The following is a 14,948-nucleotide window of genomic DNA, read 5'->3' as shown; positions in this document are numbered from 1 at the left end:
CTCGTGAGGGCCGCCCGGGCTTCCGCCGGAAGCTCCGGCCATGCTGGCGCGCCGATGGCGCCGTTCGACAGGCCGCTCCCGAACAGATCCATCTGCGGCCGCGGTTGTCGATTGTGTCGGTATCCGCTCCCTGGCATTGCCGTCTGCCGTGACATGGGTCTCTCCCCGAATCTGGTCGTGAGAGGCTCTGGATGCGCCAGAAAGCAGGGCAGCTGATGGCGTTCGATCCTTCAACGCCAGATCGAGAAGCGCAGAAAGCGCTGCAAGTGCGGTTATGCTGACAAATGGCCGAGCTGCCAAAAGCTCAGCCTCAGGGCATGCCGTCCGGTCGAACATCCAGGCTGGAACCTCCAGCCAACGATCTGTTTGCGATCCATCCAGCGAGCAGCGGAAAGCGACTTCATCAGCCTTGTCGACCGTTCCGTGAACGTAAACTCGGCAGCCAAACCAAGGATGATATCGATAAAGAATCTCGCGAAGAACGGTCCTGTGGGCGTTCTCAAACCTTGTTGTACAACGGACGAAGGCCCCATTCGAGTCTTGACGACATGACCCCGGATCAAGCCTACTTCAACCTTCCGCCGCTCCGCGCGGCGGCCTAATCCCGGCAGAGGCTCCACTTATCGACGCGGAAAATCTGTTCAGACAACCGGAGCCGGCTCTCTCCGCGCTGGGCATGCGCGATGGCTTCTTTGGCGGCGATGAGGGGGAGATCGCAGCGACCGGAACCTTCAGCTTGCCTTCATCGATGAGGCGAACGGCGGTCGCGACATGCTCGGCCACCTTCAGCAAGCTGCTCCACGCGGGATTGCCGAGCCAGAATCTGACGAGACTAATGTTCTTGAAGATGAGCTGACCGGGATGCACGGCGCCGGGCTTGCCGCTCATGCCGGCGTAGAAGACGAGCTTTCCGCCCGGAGCGTTGATACGAAAAAGAAGGAGTTGGCAGGCAATTTCAAGAATAACGGGCGGGAATGGCGGCGCGGTGGAGTGCCCGAACTCGTCAACGTCCACAATTTCATCGATCCCAAGCTGAGCCGTGCCACACTCTATGATAGGCCGCCGCTGCTTCGCCAGGTCTCATGGATCTTCGGAAGCGGGAGCATCCTCTCTCGCCGCAAGCTTCCGCGCTTTCCTCGCCCGGCGCCTTTCCATTTCGGCCGCAGCGGTCTCCTCGATCGAGCGTACCGCGTCCGGCAATTTTCCGAAGCGCTTGACGTAGAGATGCGCGATGAAATCCGGCAACGGCATCTTCCACGGTTCCTGACGATGATTGGCGAGCTTGCCGAATTTGTCGGGGTTTAATCCGAGCTCGCGTGCCATCTGGATATGCATATGCGACAGGTTCCATCGCCGTCGTGCATCGATCCACGGCCGCAATCGGTTCTGAATAGACTCTCGACTATTGCTCATGACGCGACGCTCTGCGCTCGGGTCTTCGATCACTCTGCAGGCATCGGGCTTGTCTGGCCGCACCGTGGGCAAGCCATCGGGAAGCAGGCGCGACAGAAGAGCTTGCCGCAAGACGAGCAAGCCGCCTGGCCTGCGGGTTCGGTGAGATGCAGCTTGTCGTCGCAAACCAGGCGAACCCGACCGCGACCGAACCCCGCCTCGCACAGCGGCGGCTCCATCGCCTTGATGAGAGGATGCCAATCGACTCTGATCAAGCGCTCGCCTTTGCGGCGACGTATCAGCACATCGAAGCGTTGCACCGGCACGTACAATTCCAGCGTCTGGACCCATTCCACCGTGACCCGCAGGGCGTAGTTGTGGCGCAGATCATCGAGCTTGGCTCGATGCTCGCGCTCTATGGCCTGGATGCGCAATGTCTCGCGCTGGCGGTCGTCCTGCGCCCGCTCGCCCCCTGCGTGAGCGAGCGTCGCAAGGCGTTTGCGAGCCGCGCGGTACAGTTCGTCATGAAAGGCGTGGACGCGATCGCGGTCGCGCGTCAGCCGCCGCCTCATGGCGCGCAGGAACGGTTCGATCTCGTCGCGCACCTGACGACCGAGCAGCGGGCGTAGCCTGGATTCAATCGTGGCAGCGTCCCATCCGGGACCGGCCGCGCGCATCGTGGTCGGAGCGGGCGCCTGCCAATCGGGCAACTGCGCCAGGATCTGCCGCATTTGCGGCACCAGATCAGTGATCGCCGCCCCGGTGCTGGTGTTGACGCCCAGCCATATCAGTCCCTCGCGCTTGTCGTCCGATGCTGCGACATAGCGGAAGGTCAGGATCAGGCAGCGCGCATAGGTTGCATTCATGCCCTGGAAGCGCCAAACCGCGTTCGGAAGGTCTAACGTGCGGTCGAGGACTCGTTGCGGCTCGCTCGGCGGCGTCGGGACGCCGTCGCCGGGCGAAACCTCTCGCGTGGCCCAGCGCCCGTCGTCGCTGAGCAACGCAGCAAGCCGGTCCACCCAGTCACCTTCCAGCCCGATCGGAATCGCCGCGGGGGAACGTTCCGTACCGAAACCGAGCCGCGAAAACTCGGGCCAGCCCATCGACTTCTGAACGTAGGGTGGCGCGAGCACGGCAAGCTCCTCTGCATCGACCACCTCGACAGCCGCGCCTCTGCGCTCCAGCAGATCAGCAACGAACCCCTGCAAGTCGCCCATCGCTCCGCCTCACGCAGCTTCGAAATCTTCGCCGAACAACGACTCGTCGAGCGTCTTGGTGTCCTCATGCTGCTCCCGCGCCTCCAGCAGGCGACGGCCGAGCGCCGCCACGGCCTCGTCGCGGCCAGTTTCCGTCACTTGCAGCCAGGCATCCAGCATCAACTCCGCGAAATCGTGATCCTCATCGAGGCTGCCAAGGATCGCCCCCACTTCGCCTACCACGAGCTCGAACATCGAGATCTTCTCGTCGAGCAGGTGAAGAATCTGCTCCTCCAGCGTGCCGCGAGTCACCAGGTTGAAGACGAAAACCTCGCGCTGCTGGCCGATGCGATCGATTCGTCCAATGCGTTGCTCGATCGCCATCGGATTCCAGGGCACGTCAAAATTGATCAGCGTGTTGCAAAACTGAATGTTGCGTCCTTCGCCGCCGGACTCGGTGCACAGAAGGACTGGCACCTCTGCGCGGAACTGCTTGATGGCGCCGTCCTTTTCAGGACCGCTCAGGCTTCCGTCGAAGCGCGCAAAGGCAACGCCTTCCCTGTGCAACATGTCGGCGAGATGGTCCAGCGTTTCGCGATAATGGACAAAGACAAGCTTCTTTTCATCGGGATTTCGCCGCAGCAGAGTGAGCAATTCGGTTTCCTTGCCGCCGTTGCCGATACGCTCCCAGCGGTGGGCGATTGCATGCCAGTCCGGAGAGTCTGAATTGCGTTCGGCGAAACGCTTCACCGCAACCGCAACCGCGGCCGGAGAGGAACCCGCGGCCCCGAGCAGATGCTGCAAAGCGAGGCGACTCTTCGCGGTGCCGTCCGCAGCTTCCTGCCGGCACGCCGCCGCCAGCTCCTGGTACGCCGCCCGCTCGTCCTGGGCGCCGTCCACCCGGATCGTTGTCGCGTGGCGGCGCGGCAGCTTGAGTGCCACGACAGCGCGCGTATTGCGGACCATGGCATCACGCATCAACGCGCGAAGCCGTTGAGGATCGGCAGGTTGACGCGGTTTGCCCGGCATGACGTGGGCGGCTCGAAATTCCTTCGGAGTCTTGAAAATGCCCGGCTTGAGCAACGTGAGTATGTTGTACAGCTCGGTGAGGTCATTCTGTACCGGCGTGGCCGACAGCAACAGCAGGAAGCGCTTGTTGAGTGCGTCCACAAGCTTGTAGCTCTGGCTCGAGCGATCGCGCAGGTGATGGGCTTCGTCCACAATGACGAGATCGAATTTGCGTTCCAGCAGTCGGCTCGCGTGCTCGCTCCGTCGCGCCACCGGCAGTGACGCTATCAGGCTCCGCTCGTTCCAGAAGCCCTCTGGGTCGCTGCGTAAACGCGCTTCATGAGTTGTGGCGCAGGTGATGCCAAATTTCGTCTCAAGTTCTTCCCGCCACTGACCGACGAGAGATGCGGGCGTCAGCACAAGGAAGCTCTCGACCATTCCTCGCAACAGGTATTCTTTGAGAACAAGGCCGGCCTCGATCGTTTTGCCAAGCCCAACTTCGTCGGCGAGAAGTACCCGGCCGCGGAACTGCTTCAGCACCTTGCGTACCGTCTCTACCTGATACCAGAACGTGTCGACCCCGCGCAGGTGCGGCAAGCAAAGCAATTCGTCGAAGCCTTGTGCCAGACCGAGACGGGCATGGCACTCACGCAGGCCATACCAACCGCTGTCGTCACAAACCGGCGGTTCCCGCACGGCAGCCAGCAGCGGCGCAAGATCGATTTCGGCGTCGAATGGGATATCGACGTCGATCAACGACAGGCCTGCAGATTCCGCGACCTCCTCCGCCGACGCTCCTGCTTTCTTGCCGGCAGTCACCGGCGTGGCCCTAGTTGGCCGCCCGGCCGATTTGACCTGTGGCTTGCTTCGCGCGACGCTGGTCCTCGAAGCTGCTCGCTCGCGGCGCGGTGGCTTGCGTCGCTCGAAGATGCGTTCCAACTCGCGATTGAGCCAGGCCCGGCGAGCCCAACCAGCGGGGAAGTTGACGAAGGCGCGATACGGATCGGCAAGCCCATGCGTTTCGAGCACCGAGCGCGCAACTACGAGCTTGTTCTGCTGTGCAAGCGCCAAGGCGGCCAGGAGATGATAAGCCTCGACCAGGACGTAACGTTTGGCAAATCGCTTTAGAAACGTCAGCGCTCGCTCGTGATTCCGATCAAGGAGGGCGGCGGTCGCGGCGAGTAACAGGACACGTCCATCGCCCGGGCGGCTTCGAACGGCCTGCTCGGCAAGTGGCAAGAGCCCAGACTCGCGATCCGGGTCGGTGATCGCCGCAAGAAGAGCATCTTCCGGGAGCGTCTGGTCGGCTGTTTCCGGCGCCACACTCGCGGCCGCCATCGGCTCTTTCGATGCGTTCGGCAGTGCTTCGAACGGCAAGATCATCTGCGGCGACGGACGGGTCATGATCGCGTCGTATGTTGCTGAGCCGGGAACTACGGATGATTCGATCCGCAGAGCGTAGCAATGTCAGCCGCGCAAGCAAACGATTGAAATGCGGCTCACGAGTCCTGTGGATAGCAGGCGCCAGTCTGGAATGCGCTATAGCCGCCGCTCCAGCTCCGCGTGCCGTTATTGGAGACCCCTCAACCTCCATTGGGCGAACCGGTCCCAAAAAGACAGCCTGGACTTAATGTCCTCGCGTTGAGGGTATCGCCGAAGAGCAAGGAGCGATGGAGGAGGCGGGCGATGTCCAGGTGCGGGTTGGCTGCCGTCGGGATGCACGAACAGGCACGAATACGCAGCGCCGCGTTTGCTGGCGTGGCGAATAATCTTACGGCTCAGCAATCCGAACAGGAGCACCATGAAGAAGTTCGTACCTCGGCCGCGAGCGAACGCGGCGTCTGGTGGCCCGATGAGCGAGGCGATGGCGCTCCCGGGCTTCAAAATCCGAACCGATTCCTCGATCGCATCGCCCCTGACAGTGCCGAGCACGCGAGCGAAGGTTGGTGGGCCCGGCAGGACTCGAACCTGCAACCAGACCGTTATGAGCGGCCGGCTCTAACCATTGAGCTACAGGCCCCAAGGCGACCGCTGAAAGATGGCCGGCAACGGTGCGCCGTTCGTCTACAGGATGGACGGCATTCCGGCAATCTCAAATTGCTCCGATTGAGTCACGCCTTAGCTCATCTCCACCGAACAGAACAAGCCAACCGTGCAGGTGAATTTCTCACGTCGCTCCAGCAAGGGATCTGGGCGTTGTCACGGCGAGCCAAACGGTCATCGAACGGTCCTTCGGATCCGCTGCAAGCCGCGCGCTCATCGACTTCGCCAAGAAGGAGGTCGCGCAGACACCAGCCTTCGTGGCCCGACAGGCGATTGCCTCACTTAACGCGTCGGATAGCCGCGCCAAACTCGGCGATATCCGCGTACCGACGCTGGTCATCGTCGGCGAAGAAGACATCATCACGCCGCCAAAGGAGTCGCAGATCCTTGCGGAGGGCATTCCTAACAGCAGGCTCTATAACATTCCAGCGGCCGGGCATTTTCCGATGCTCGAGCAGCCGAATACGTTCAATCAATTGCTGGGAGAATTTTTGGTGCGACAGGGAATGATGCCGCCACCGCCTCGCGTTGCAGTCTGTGCGACGTCCCTCGTCCACCAAAACATCTGATGCGGGAGAGCAAAATGTCCGTTCAATCCGTTCATACCATCCATTCAGGCACTGATGTCGCCTCCCATCGTCTTGATCGCGATACTAAGCGTATCATCTTCGCAGCTGCCCTCGGCACCGTCTTCGAGTGGTATGACTTCTTCGTCTACGGCTCTCTTGCCGCGTTCTTCAGCACGCTGTTCTTCCCAAAGGGAAATGAGACAGCGGCATTGCTCGCGGCGTTGGCGACTTTCGGGGCGGGCTTCGTCCTTCGCCCGTTTGGTGCGGTCGTCTTCGGGCGGCTCGGCGATCTCGTCGGGCGCAAGAAGACGTTTCTCGTCACAATGCTGGTGATGGGTCTCGCCACCGCGGCAGTCGGTCTGCTGCCGACCTTCGAAACCTTCGGTTGGTGGGCGCCCACAATCCTGGTCGGCCTTCGCCTGCTGCAAGGTCTCGCGGTCGGCGGCGAGTTCGGCGGCGCAGTGACCTATGTTGCGGAGCATTCTGATGCGGACCGCAGAGGGTTCACCACGAGCTGGATCCAGATCACGGCGACGCTCGGATTATTTCTTTCGCTGATCGTGATCCTGCTGTGCCGCTCTTCGATGTCAGCGGAAAGCTTCTCGAGTTGGGGCTGGCGTATACCGTTCGTGGGATCGCTCGCCCTTCTTGTTCTCTCGCTTTACATTCGTCTTAAGCTGCATGAGTCACCGGTGTTTCAGCAGATGAAGGCTGAGGGCAAAGGCTCGAGGAGTCCGATCGCAGATACGTTCGGTGATCGTCGCAATCTGCGTCTGGTGCTTGTGGCAATTTTCGGCGCCGTGGCTGGTCAGGCCGTGATCTGGTACACTGGGCATTTCTACAGCCTCTATTTCATGACGGCCGTGCTGAAGATGAGCCTCGAGCAGGCAAACTTGTATCTGCTCTTCGCGCTGGCTATTGGTACGCCGTTCTTTCTGTTGTTCGGCTGGCTGTCCGACAAGATAGGGCGCAAGCCGATCATCATTGCCGGATGTGCCTTGTCGGCCTTATTGATCAACCCTCTCTTCCATGGACTGGCAACCTACGGCAATCCGGCGCTCGCGGATTTCCGCTCGAAAACCGCTGTGGTGATCCACGCAAACGACTGTACCGAAAATCAGTCGTTGTTCGGTCAACTCTTCAGTCCCCAAGCGGCCAAAGAGTGCACCCGCGCGAAGTCGTTCCTAACAACGCGAGCCGTTCCTTACGTCGTGAAAGCCGATGCGGCATCTCTCACTATCCAGATCGGCGATGAAGCGGCTGTTCCCTTCGACGAGGCCAAGCTCCTAAGGGCACTCACCGAAAGGGGTCTTCCGGGATTGAAGGCGCCGGCCGAACCCAATGGTCCCATGGTAGTCGCGGTACTCTTCGGGCTGGTGTTCCTCGCGACGATGGTTTATGGCCCGCTAGGAGCCCTTCTCGTCGAACTTTTCCCGGTGCGCATCAGGTACAGCGGCGTCTCCATTGCCCTACAACTGGGCAATGGCTGGATTGGTGGATTTGCGCCATTCGTCGCGACCGCAGTCGTCATCTCTACCGGCGATATTTTCGGTGGACTCTGGTACACGATCGCATTCGCGGCTTCGACGGCAATTATCGGAGCTATACTGCTGCCGGAGACTCGCGGTCGAGACATCAATACTTGATCGTGTACCTTGGGAATCGGCGAGATCGTCTTGTTACGCTCGCCGGTTCTCCGCTCTTTCCTGACGTTTGGCTTCCGACGTCGAGCAGATGCATGCAATCCGCTGGGACGACCGGCTCGGCTGTTCAATGTGGGATGGGCCGCTACTGGCTTACGGCGGTAGCCATTTTCCGCCGCCGGATTACGAGAGCGTAGCTGCACCTTCAAGATGATATGAGTGTGCGCATGAAATGAACGGAGGATGTTCGATGGACGCAGAGAAGAGAGCGGCCGCCGAGAGGGTATATCAGGTTTCGGCCGAGTGGGCCAAGCGCGCCTGGATCGACCAGGTCAAGTACAAGGACATGTACGCCCGCTCGATCGCGGACCCGAACGCGTTCTGGGTCGAGCAGGCCAAGCGCATCGACTGGATGCACGCACCCACCAAAATCGAGAACGTCTCCTTCGCCCCCGGCAACATCTCGATCAAATGGTTCGAGGACGGCATCCTCAACGTCGCCCATAACTGCATCGACCGGCATCTCGCCAAGCGCGCCAACCAGACCGCGATCATCTGGGAAGCCGACGATCCCTCGCAGTCGAAGCACATCGCCTACAAGGAGCTGCACGACGAGGTCTGCCGGATGGCGAACATTCTGCGCACCCGCAACGTCAAGAAGGGCGACCGCGTCACCATCTACCTGCCGATGATTCCGGAAGCGGCCTACGCGATGCTGGCCTGCGCACGGATCGGCGCAATTCACTCCGTGGTGTTCGCCGGCTTCTCGCCCGACAGCCTCGCCCAGCGTATCAACGACTGCCAGTCCAGGATCGTCATCACCGCGGACGAAGGCCTGCGCGGCGGCAAGAGGGTGCCGCTGAAGGCCAATGTCGACGCCGCGATCGAAAAGAGCAGCGACGTCGATTGGGTGGTCGTGGTCAAGCGCACCGGTGCCGCGGTCAATATGAACCCGACCCGCGACCTCTGGTATCACGACGCCGCCAAAATGGTGACGACGGAGTGCCCGTGCGAGCCGATGCACGCCGAAGATCCGCTGTTCATCCTCTATACGTCGGGATCGACCGGCCAGCCCAAGGGCGTGCTGCACACCTCGGCCGGCTACCTGGTGTTCGCGGCGATGACGCATCAGTACGTGTTCGACTATCACGACGGCGACATCTACTGGTGCACCGCCGACGTCGGCTGGGTCACGGGCCACAGCTACATTCTCTACGGGCCGCTCGCCAACGGCGCGACCACGCTGATGTTCGAAGGCGTGCCGAATTACCCGGATAATTCGCGATTCTGGAACGTCATCGACAAGCACAAGGTCAACATCTTCTACACCGCGCCGACCGCGATCCGCGCGCTGATGCAGTCGGGCGACGACCCCGTGAAGAAGACCTCGCGCGCGAGCCTGCGCCTGCTTGGCTCGGTCGGCGAACCGATCAATCCGGAAGCCTGGGAGTGGTATCACCGCATCGTCGGCGACGACCGCTGCCCGATCGTCGACACCTGGTGGCAGACCGAGACCGGCGGCATTCTGATCACGCCGCTGCCGGGCGCGACCAAGCTCAAGCCGGGCTCGGCGACGCAGCCGTTCTTCGGCGTTGCGCCTGAAATCGTCGATGCCGACGGCAAGGTGCTGGAGGGAGAAACCACAGGCAATCTCTGCCTGACCCGGTCATGGCCGGGCCAGATGCGCACTGTCTATGGCGATCACGCCCGCTTCGAACAGACTTATTTCTCGACCTACAAGGGCAAATACTTCACCGGCGACGGCTGCCGGCGCGACGCCGACGGCTATTACTGGATCACCGGCCGCGTCGACGACGTCATCAACGTCTCCGGCCATCGCATGGGCACCGCGGAAGTCGAGAGCGCGCTGGTGGCGCACGAGAAGGTGTCGGAAGCCGCCGTGGTCGGTTACCCGCACGATATCAAGGGCCAAGGCATCTACGCCTATGTCACCCTGATGGCCGGCGTCGAGCCGAGCGACGAACTGCGCAAGGAGCTCGTCACCTGGGTGCGCAAGGAGATCGGCCCGATCGCCGCGCCCGACCAGATCCAGTTCTCGCCCGGCCTGCCCAAGACCCGCTCCGGCAAGATCATGCGCCGCATCCTGCGCAAGATCGCCGAGGACGAGCCCGGCAGCCTCGGCGACACCTCGACTTTGGCCGATCCCGGCGTGGTCGACGACCTCGTCAAGAACCGGCAGAACAAGCGGTCTAGCGCCTCACAATGATCGATGTGATTCCTGTTCGTGGCGCGGGGCTCATTGAATTGTCGCATCGTGCCCGACATCGCCTTAGCGGACGGAAGAGATGAGACTCGTGCTCTTGGGGCCGCCGGGCGCTGGGAAGGGGACGCAAGCATTCAAGCTGTCGCAGATTTTGCAATCCCGCAACTGTCGACCGGCGATATGCCGCGCCGCGGTGTCGGAGGAAGCGGTAATGGGGCGACAAGTGCCGGGATCTCATGAGGAAGGCAAGCTGGTGCCGGAAGACTTGGCGATCAGGCTGATGTCCGACCGGATTGCGCGTCCGGACGATAATCACGAGGCGCTCAGCCTGCACCTGACCTCCTGCGCCAAGCAAGCCAGGCCGTTGATTGAGTAATATGCGGCCAAGGGATACTGAGAACGATCGATGCGTCATTGAGCTGTAGACTACGTAACCATCGCACTCGTCCAGGCTATTAGATAACCGGGGCCCGTCGACTGCGGGATCGAGCGTGGCCCGCGTCCGGTTCTCCTCCTATTCGGAAGCAACCCAGTTACGCAGGCCCTCGAGCGTGCGAAAGCCGTCTGCGGCGTAGCAGCGTTTGGACGGCTGAGATGCTAGCATCATCTCAGCCAGCGCATGCCCGGGCCCGAGGTCCAGCACCTCCGTGACGCCCAGCTCTGTAAGCGCGTCCAGGGTTGCCGCCCAATCAATGGGACGGGCGACCTGGTTTGCCAGCTTCACCGTGGCGCCGGCGACCGAGAAGATGCGTTCGCCGTCACCGCCGGCAAGTAAGACGCGCTGGCCTGCGACGGCCGCGTCCCTGCTGGTATCGAGTGCCTGCTGCAGAGGTTTGCAGGCCCGCCCAAGCCTAGTCGTATGCGACGCGATTTTGATGGCGAGAAGCCCCGTGCGCGCTCCTTTCCTGGCGGCGTCGTCGCAGAGCGCGATGACATCCCGCTCCACGCCTCCGATCACGAAAAGAAGGTCGGGATTCCTGATCGCGATCTCGCAGCGGTGCTTTGCAAGCAGAGGTTCGATCGTAGCGCGGTCGAGCCCGCGGATGTAACCCAGGCGCCCGTCGGGCCCGGCTGCGCTTTCCATCAGCCGGGCACGAATATTGGTGAGCCGCAACGCTTCATCGGCAGTCCAAATTCCCGCGATGCTCCAGGCCGCCATCTCGCCAACGCTATAACCGGTGACGGCGGTCACTCCGGTCAGCAGGTCACAGATGCAGGCGTGGGTCGCGAGAGCCGATGTGACGGTCAGAATCTGGCTGGCATGATTCTCGGACAGTTGCTCGGCGTTGCGCGTCCGAACGAATTCGCGCGGATCCTCACCCAGACAAGCCGTCGCCGCGGCGAAGATTGACGCTGCGGCAGGCTGGTCCGCGACAAGATCAAAGATCTTGTCCGAAAGCGCACCTTGTCCGCCGCAGAGCAGTGCTAACATCCCAGATCTATCCGATCGACGAAAAGGGCCATCGCCAGCAGGTCTGCGGAGCCGCCGGGACTGAGATTGCGTGTCACAAAAGCTTCGTGAAGCTCGGCGGCGCGCCTGCGCCATCCCGGCGATCCAATCCCGCCCGCGGCAAGGAAGGTGGAGGCGCTGGCTTGCGCGAACCCCAGTCCCTCGGCCCCGCCTCGATGCAGGAGGTTGGTGTCGGTGACGCTAGTGATCAAGCTCATGCAGGTCTGAACGCGAACAGCTTCCTCGTCATGCGGCGCAAGCTCGCGCGCTGCATGCAGCGCGGGTAGAGCGATGTCGTAGACCGACGGGAAACCGTCGGCGGCTTCCCCCCTTGCGCCCCCGGCGCCGTAGCGCCGCGCGGCCACGGCGCCGTGGCTGCGCAGCGATACCGGACCGGACAGGATGTCCTCGCCCCAACGCTCCGAAACCAGCCGGCCGAGGGACTTGCGAATGCCGACGGCATTCCGATACCCGGCCGCGGCGCAGAGCAGACCCAGACCGAAGATCGCGCCGCGGTGCGTGTTGACGCCGGAGGTCGCAGCCAGCATCGCGCGCTCCGCGGCAACCCCGATGGCGCGCAGCCGGTTCATGCCCGCGCCTGCGGCGCCCGCGAGGGCGAGATCGCCGAAGAAAGGCATCAAGGTCTCAGCGCTCAGGCACAACAGCCCGGCGTCCATGTCGCGATGCGCACCATTGTCGACATGGCTGACAAGCCCGGGCTTCGGATAGGTCTCGACTTCGAGCTTCAGGCAAAGCGAAGCAAGATGACCGAGCTGCTCGGCATGAAGCGCGCGGTCCGGCAGTGATTGCCATCTGCGCGCAATGGTCATGACACATGACCTGCGAGGAAGGCCGCGCGCGTCGTGGTGGTAACCCCTGCCGTGCCCTTCACAAGCACTTCGCATTCGTCAGTGCCGGTCAGTTCGCGCCATTGAACCCCGCCGGCAGGACCTGTGACCTCACCGTCCAGCCGCATCGGCGCCCGCTTTGCGATCCGCGCGATGTTGGACAACAGAACTCCGGTCTTATGGGGCGACGAGAGAGGCCAGAGCAGATCGAGGTCCGATCCATCTGAAAGATAGGGAAGGCCGGTGAGGTGCTGCCAGGCGAGACTGCCGTAGGTGCGGGTCTCCGGCAGCAGCTGGAGGAGCTTCTCTATCGTCTCCCGCCAGGCCGCCGGCGCAGCAGTGGCGGCCTTGGCCAGCAACGGAGGCGGCGAGGACGCGACGATATCGGCGGCAGTGAGCGAGACCGCAATGCGACGTTTGCCGTGGCTTGGCGGCAGCGGCAGACCGAGCGGAACGAGGCCTGCGGTATCGCTGCAAGCCGGCCGGCGAACGACCAGCGGGCGTCCGGCGTGGACCCAGCCCGCGACGATCGGCTCGCTGGCGAGCTCGGGATAGCGGTTCATCACGGCGGCCCATCCGGCGGCCGAGGCCTTCACCATGGTATGACGCGCGAGAGGCTCAAGCATGTCGCGCCCCCTGATGCGAGGCCGCAGCGAGGGCAACGCGCTCGGCGAGTTCCGCGGCCTTCCGCCGTCCGCCGCGTTCGGTGCCGAGCCGGCCGCGGTCATCCTCTCCGTGCGGCCGTCGCAGCACGGCGGCAAGCTGCCCCGCCAAAGGTGCATGTTCGTCCCAGACGACGTGGACGCCACCAGTTCGGACCATGTTGTCGAGCCCGGGTGCGAACACCGGCGTCATTTCCGCCTTGGCCTTGAGCAGATCGATCGGCAGCTTGGTGACCCGGGCCATCGACGGCAGGTCCATGACCGCGGGATGCGCGCCCGGCAGTGCGACCAGCGTGCCCGTCGCAAGCGCGGTAGCGATGAACGCGCCGGCGGCGCTGCCGCCATAGAGCAGGCCGACCGTGCGATGTCCCTCGGCTTCCGCCAGCAGCAGCGTCTTGGCGAGATGAGACAGGTATTCGCTGAGGCCGAGCAGCTCGTCACGCTTGCTCATGCGCTGGCTGGCGGAATCCACCAGGAACAGGATCGGCGTCCGATCGCCCGATTTGATGATCTCGATCACGTGCCCTGCGAGCGCGATCGCCTCGTCGACGCCGAGCGGCTGTCCTTGCGTGATGCCGAGCACGTGGATCGACGCGCCATCCGGCGGGACCGCCTTTCCCGCGATCATCGCGCCCGTCGTTTCGATCTTGCTGCCGTTTGGGAACAGGCCGGCCAGGATATCATCGAGCGTCATCGGCGTTCTCCCTTGTGTCTGCCGCGCGTAGAAACGCGTCGGTCGCAAGCGCCGGGATCTCGGTCGGCGCCTCGATACCAAGCGTCTGCCAGATCTCGACGGCCTCCTCGGCTTCGCCGAAACGCCGCAGCCGACGCTCCAGGCGATTCTGCTCGGCTTCGAGAACGGTGGTGTCGCAGCCACGCTTGATCTTGAGCGCGTCGATCGCCGCCTCGCGAAACGCCAGCGCCTCGTCGTCGACGAACATGTCGGCGCCGCCAATGAGATAACGGTGCTTGCCGCCCATCGTGCGCCACACCAGCGCGCGGTCGCGCGAGTCGAATTCCTCGATGCCCTTGTTGGTCTCGATCACCTCGGGGCCGCTGACGCTGAGCCGGCCCTGCTCGGAGATAATCAGGCGCGAGCAGGTGCCGGCGATCAGGCTGCCGCCGCCATAACATCCGGCGCGTCCGCCGATCAGGCCGACGACGTTGATGCCGCCGCGGCGTGCCTCGATGATCGCGCGCATGATTTCCGCGATGGCGAGCTCGCCGGCATTGGCTTCCTGCAGACGCACGCCGCCGGTGTCGAACAGGATCAGCACGTCCTGCTTGAGCTTGCGGGCAGAGCGCAGCAGCCCGGTGAGCTTGGCGCCATGGACTTCACCGAAGGCGCCACCCATGAAGCGTCCCTCCTGCGCTGCGACGAGCACCGGCGCGCCGTCAAGGCGGCCGCGCCCGACGACGATGCCGTCGTCGAACTGCTCCGGCAGGCCGAAGATCGACAGATGCGGGCTGATCTCGCGCAGTTCAGGTCCGATGAATTCGGCAAAGCTGCCGGCATCGACCAGCACGTCGATGCGCTGCCGGGCGCTCGCCTCGTACCAGCTCAGCGAGTCATTGTTGGCGGTGGGGGCTGTCATCGCTCCGGCTCCTCGATCTTGCGGACGCCTTGGGCCAGGCGCAGCGCAACCGTGTCGGGCCGCGCGCCGCCGTCATTGATGGAGATGCGCAAGCCTCCGGCAGAGCGGCGGGCGACGAAATCGCGGACCACGGCGTTCCACACCATGCCGAAGCCGTGGGCCGCCGTTGCGATGTCGATGGTGCAGACATCCGGCGGCGAAGCGCGCTCCAGCAGCACCTCGAGATTGCCGGAGGCGACGACGCCGACGATAGCCTGCGGGCGAGTGCCGCCGGCGGGGATGGAGGCAGACAGTCTGAAGCTGAGCTTTTCCATGCAA

The 14,948-nt window shown here is 63.1% G+C and carries 12 protein-coding genes, 1 tRNA gene and 1 pseudogene; 5 read left to right on the top strand and 9 right to left on the bottom strand.

The genetic code is table 11. From position 1 onward, the window contains the following. Window positions 1-918: 918 nt before the first annotated feature. Window positions 919-1,044, top strand: a pseudogene (locus tag IVA82_RS38825) (ISAzo13 family transposase); the annotation flags it as partial. Between the two features lie 398 nt (window positions 1,045-1,442). Here the strand turns inward: IVA82_RS38825 and IVA82_RS38820 are convergent. The 3 genes from IVA82_RS38820 to IVA82_RS38810 form a co-directional block, all read right to left on the bottom strand. Further along, window positions 1,443-2,609 carry a hydrogenase maturation nickel metallochaperone HypA gene (locus tag IVA82_RS38820; protein ID WP_247493838.1) on the bottom strand — a complete coding sequence of 389 codons (1,167 nt, stop codon included), beginning with the start codon at window positions 2,607-2,609 and terminating at the stop codon, window positions 1,443-1,445. A 9-nt stretch (window positions 2,610-2,618) separates the two neighbouring features. Then, window positions 2,619-4,934 (bottom strand): SNF2-related protein, encoded by a 2,316-nt coding sequence (locus tag IVA82_RS38815; RefSeq protein ID WP_247493837.1) that lies wholly within the window; start codon window positions 4,932-4,934, stop codon window positions 2,619-2,621. A 606-nt stretch (window positions 4,935-5,540) separates the two neighbouring features. Beyond that, window positions 5,541-5,616, bottom strand: a tRNA-Ile gene (locus IVA82_RS38810). Between the two features lie 280 nt (window positions 5,617-5,896). Between IVA82_RS38810 and IVA82_RS38805 the strand changes: the two genes are divergently transcribed. The 4 genes from IVA82_RS38805 to IVA82_RS38790 all read left to right on the top strand — a co-directional run bounded on the left by IVA82_RS38805 (window position 5,897) and on the right by IVA82_RS38790 (window position 10,451). Then, window positions 5,897-6,208 carry an alpha/beta fold hydrolase gene (locus IVA82_RS38805; protein WP_247383677.1) on the top strand — a complete coding sequence of 104 codons (312 nt, stop codon included), beginning with the start codon at window positions 5,897-5,899 and terminating at the stop codon, window positions 6,206-6,208. 14 nt (window positions 6,209-6,222) lie between these two features. Continuing rightward, entirely contained in the window at window positions 6,223-7,854 is a 1,632-nt protein-coding gene (locus IVA82_RS38800) for an MFS transporter (protein WP_247493836.1), read from the top strand. 247 nt (window positions 7,855-8,101) lie between these two features. Continuing rightward, entirely contained in the window at window positions 8,102-10,078 is a 1,977-nt protein-coding gene (gene acs / locus IVA82_RS38795) for an acetate--CoA ligase (protein WP_247493835.1), read from the top strand. Between the two features lie 88 nt (window positions 10,079-10,166). After that, window positions 10,167-10,451 (top strand): nucleoside monophosphate kinase, encoded by a 285-nt coding sequence (locus IVA82_RS38790; RefSeq protein ID WP_247493834.1) that lies wholly within the window; start codon window positions 10,167-10,169, stop codon window positions 10,449-10,451. A 138-nt stretch (window positions 10,452-10,589) separates the two neighbouring features. Here the strand turns inward: IVA82_RS38790 and IVA82_RS38785 are convergent, their stop codons facing one another. Genes IVA82_RS38785 through mdcC form a run of 6 tightly spaced genes read right to left on the bottom strand, consistent with a single transcriptional unit; the run spans window position 10,590 to window position 14,944 of the window. Further along, the gene (locus tag IVA82_RS38785; protein WP_247493839.1) at window positions 10,590-11,507 is read right to left on the bottom strand and encodes an acyltransferase domain-containing protein; all 918 of its coding nucleotides are present in this window, start codon (window positions 11,505-11,507) and stop codon (window positions 10,590-10,592) included. Next, window positions 11,501-12,355: a triphosphoribosyl-dephospho-CoA synthase MdcB gene (mdcB, locus tag IVA82_RS38780; RefSeq protein WP_247493833.1), complete on the bottom strand. Its 855-nt coding sequence runs from the start codon at window positions 12,353-12,355 to the stop codon at window positions 11,501-11,503. Before mdcB ends, IVA82_RS38785 begins: the two co-directional genes overlap by 7 nt. Next, window positions 12,352-12,999: a malonate decarboxylase holo-[acyl-carrier-protein] synthase gene (gene mdcG / locus IVA82_RS38775; RefSeq protein WP_247386173.1), complete on the bottom strand. Its 648-nt coding sequence runs from the start codon at window positions 12,997-12,999 to the stop codon at window positions 12,352-12,354. The genes mdcB and mdcG overlap by 4 nt, the downstream gene beginning before the upstream one ends. Further along, window positions 12,992-13,729, bottom strand: a complete 738-nt coding sequence (gene mdcE, locus IVA82_RS38770) for a biotin-independent malonate decarboxylase subunit gamma (RefSeq protein ID WP_247386175.1) — start codon at window positions 13,727-13,729, stop codon at window positions 12,992-12,994. Before mdcE ends, mdcG begins: the two co-directional genes overlap by 8 nt. Further along, window positions 13,716-14,630, bottom strand: a complete 915-nt coding sequence (locus IVA82_RS38765; protein WP_247386177.1) for a biotin-independent malonate decarboxylase subunit beta — start codon at window positions 14,628-14,630, stop codon at window positions 13,716-13,718. Before IVA82_RS38765 ends, mdcE begins: the two co-directional genes overlap by 14 nt. Beyond that, window positions 14,627-14,944 carry a malonate decarboxylase acyl carrier protein gene (mdcC, locus tag IVA82_RS38760; RefSeq protein WP_247386178.1) on the bottom strand — a complete coding sequence of 106 codons (318 nt, stop codon included), beginning with the start codon at window positions 14,942-14,944 and terminating at the stop codon, window positions 14,627-14,629. Before mdcC ends, IVA82_RS38765 begins: the two co-directional genes overlap by 4 nt. Between the last annotated feature and the right edge of the window lie 4 nt (window positions 14,945-14,948).

This window comes from Bradyrhizobium sp. 142 (genome assembly GCF_023074015.1).
Classification (GTDB): domain Bacteria; phylum Pseudomonadota; class Alphaproteobacteria; order Rhizobiales; family Xanthobacteraceae; genus Bradyrhizobium.
This window is presented reverse-complemented; position numbering and strand designations above follow the sequence as displayed.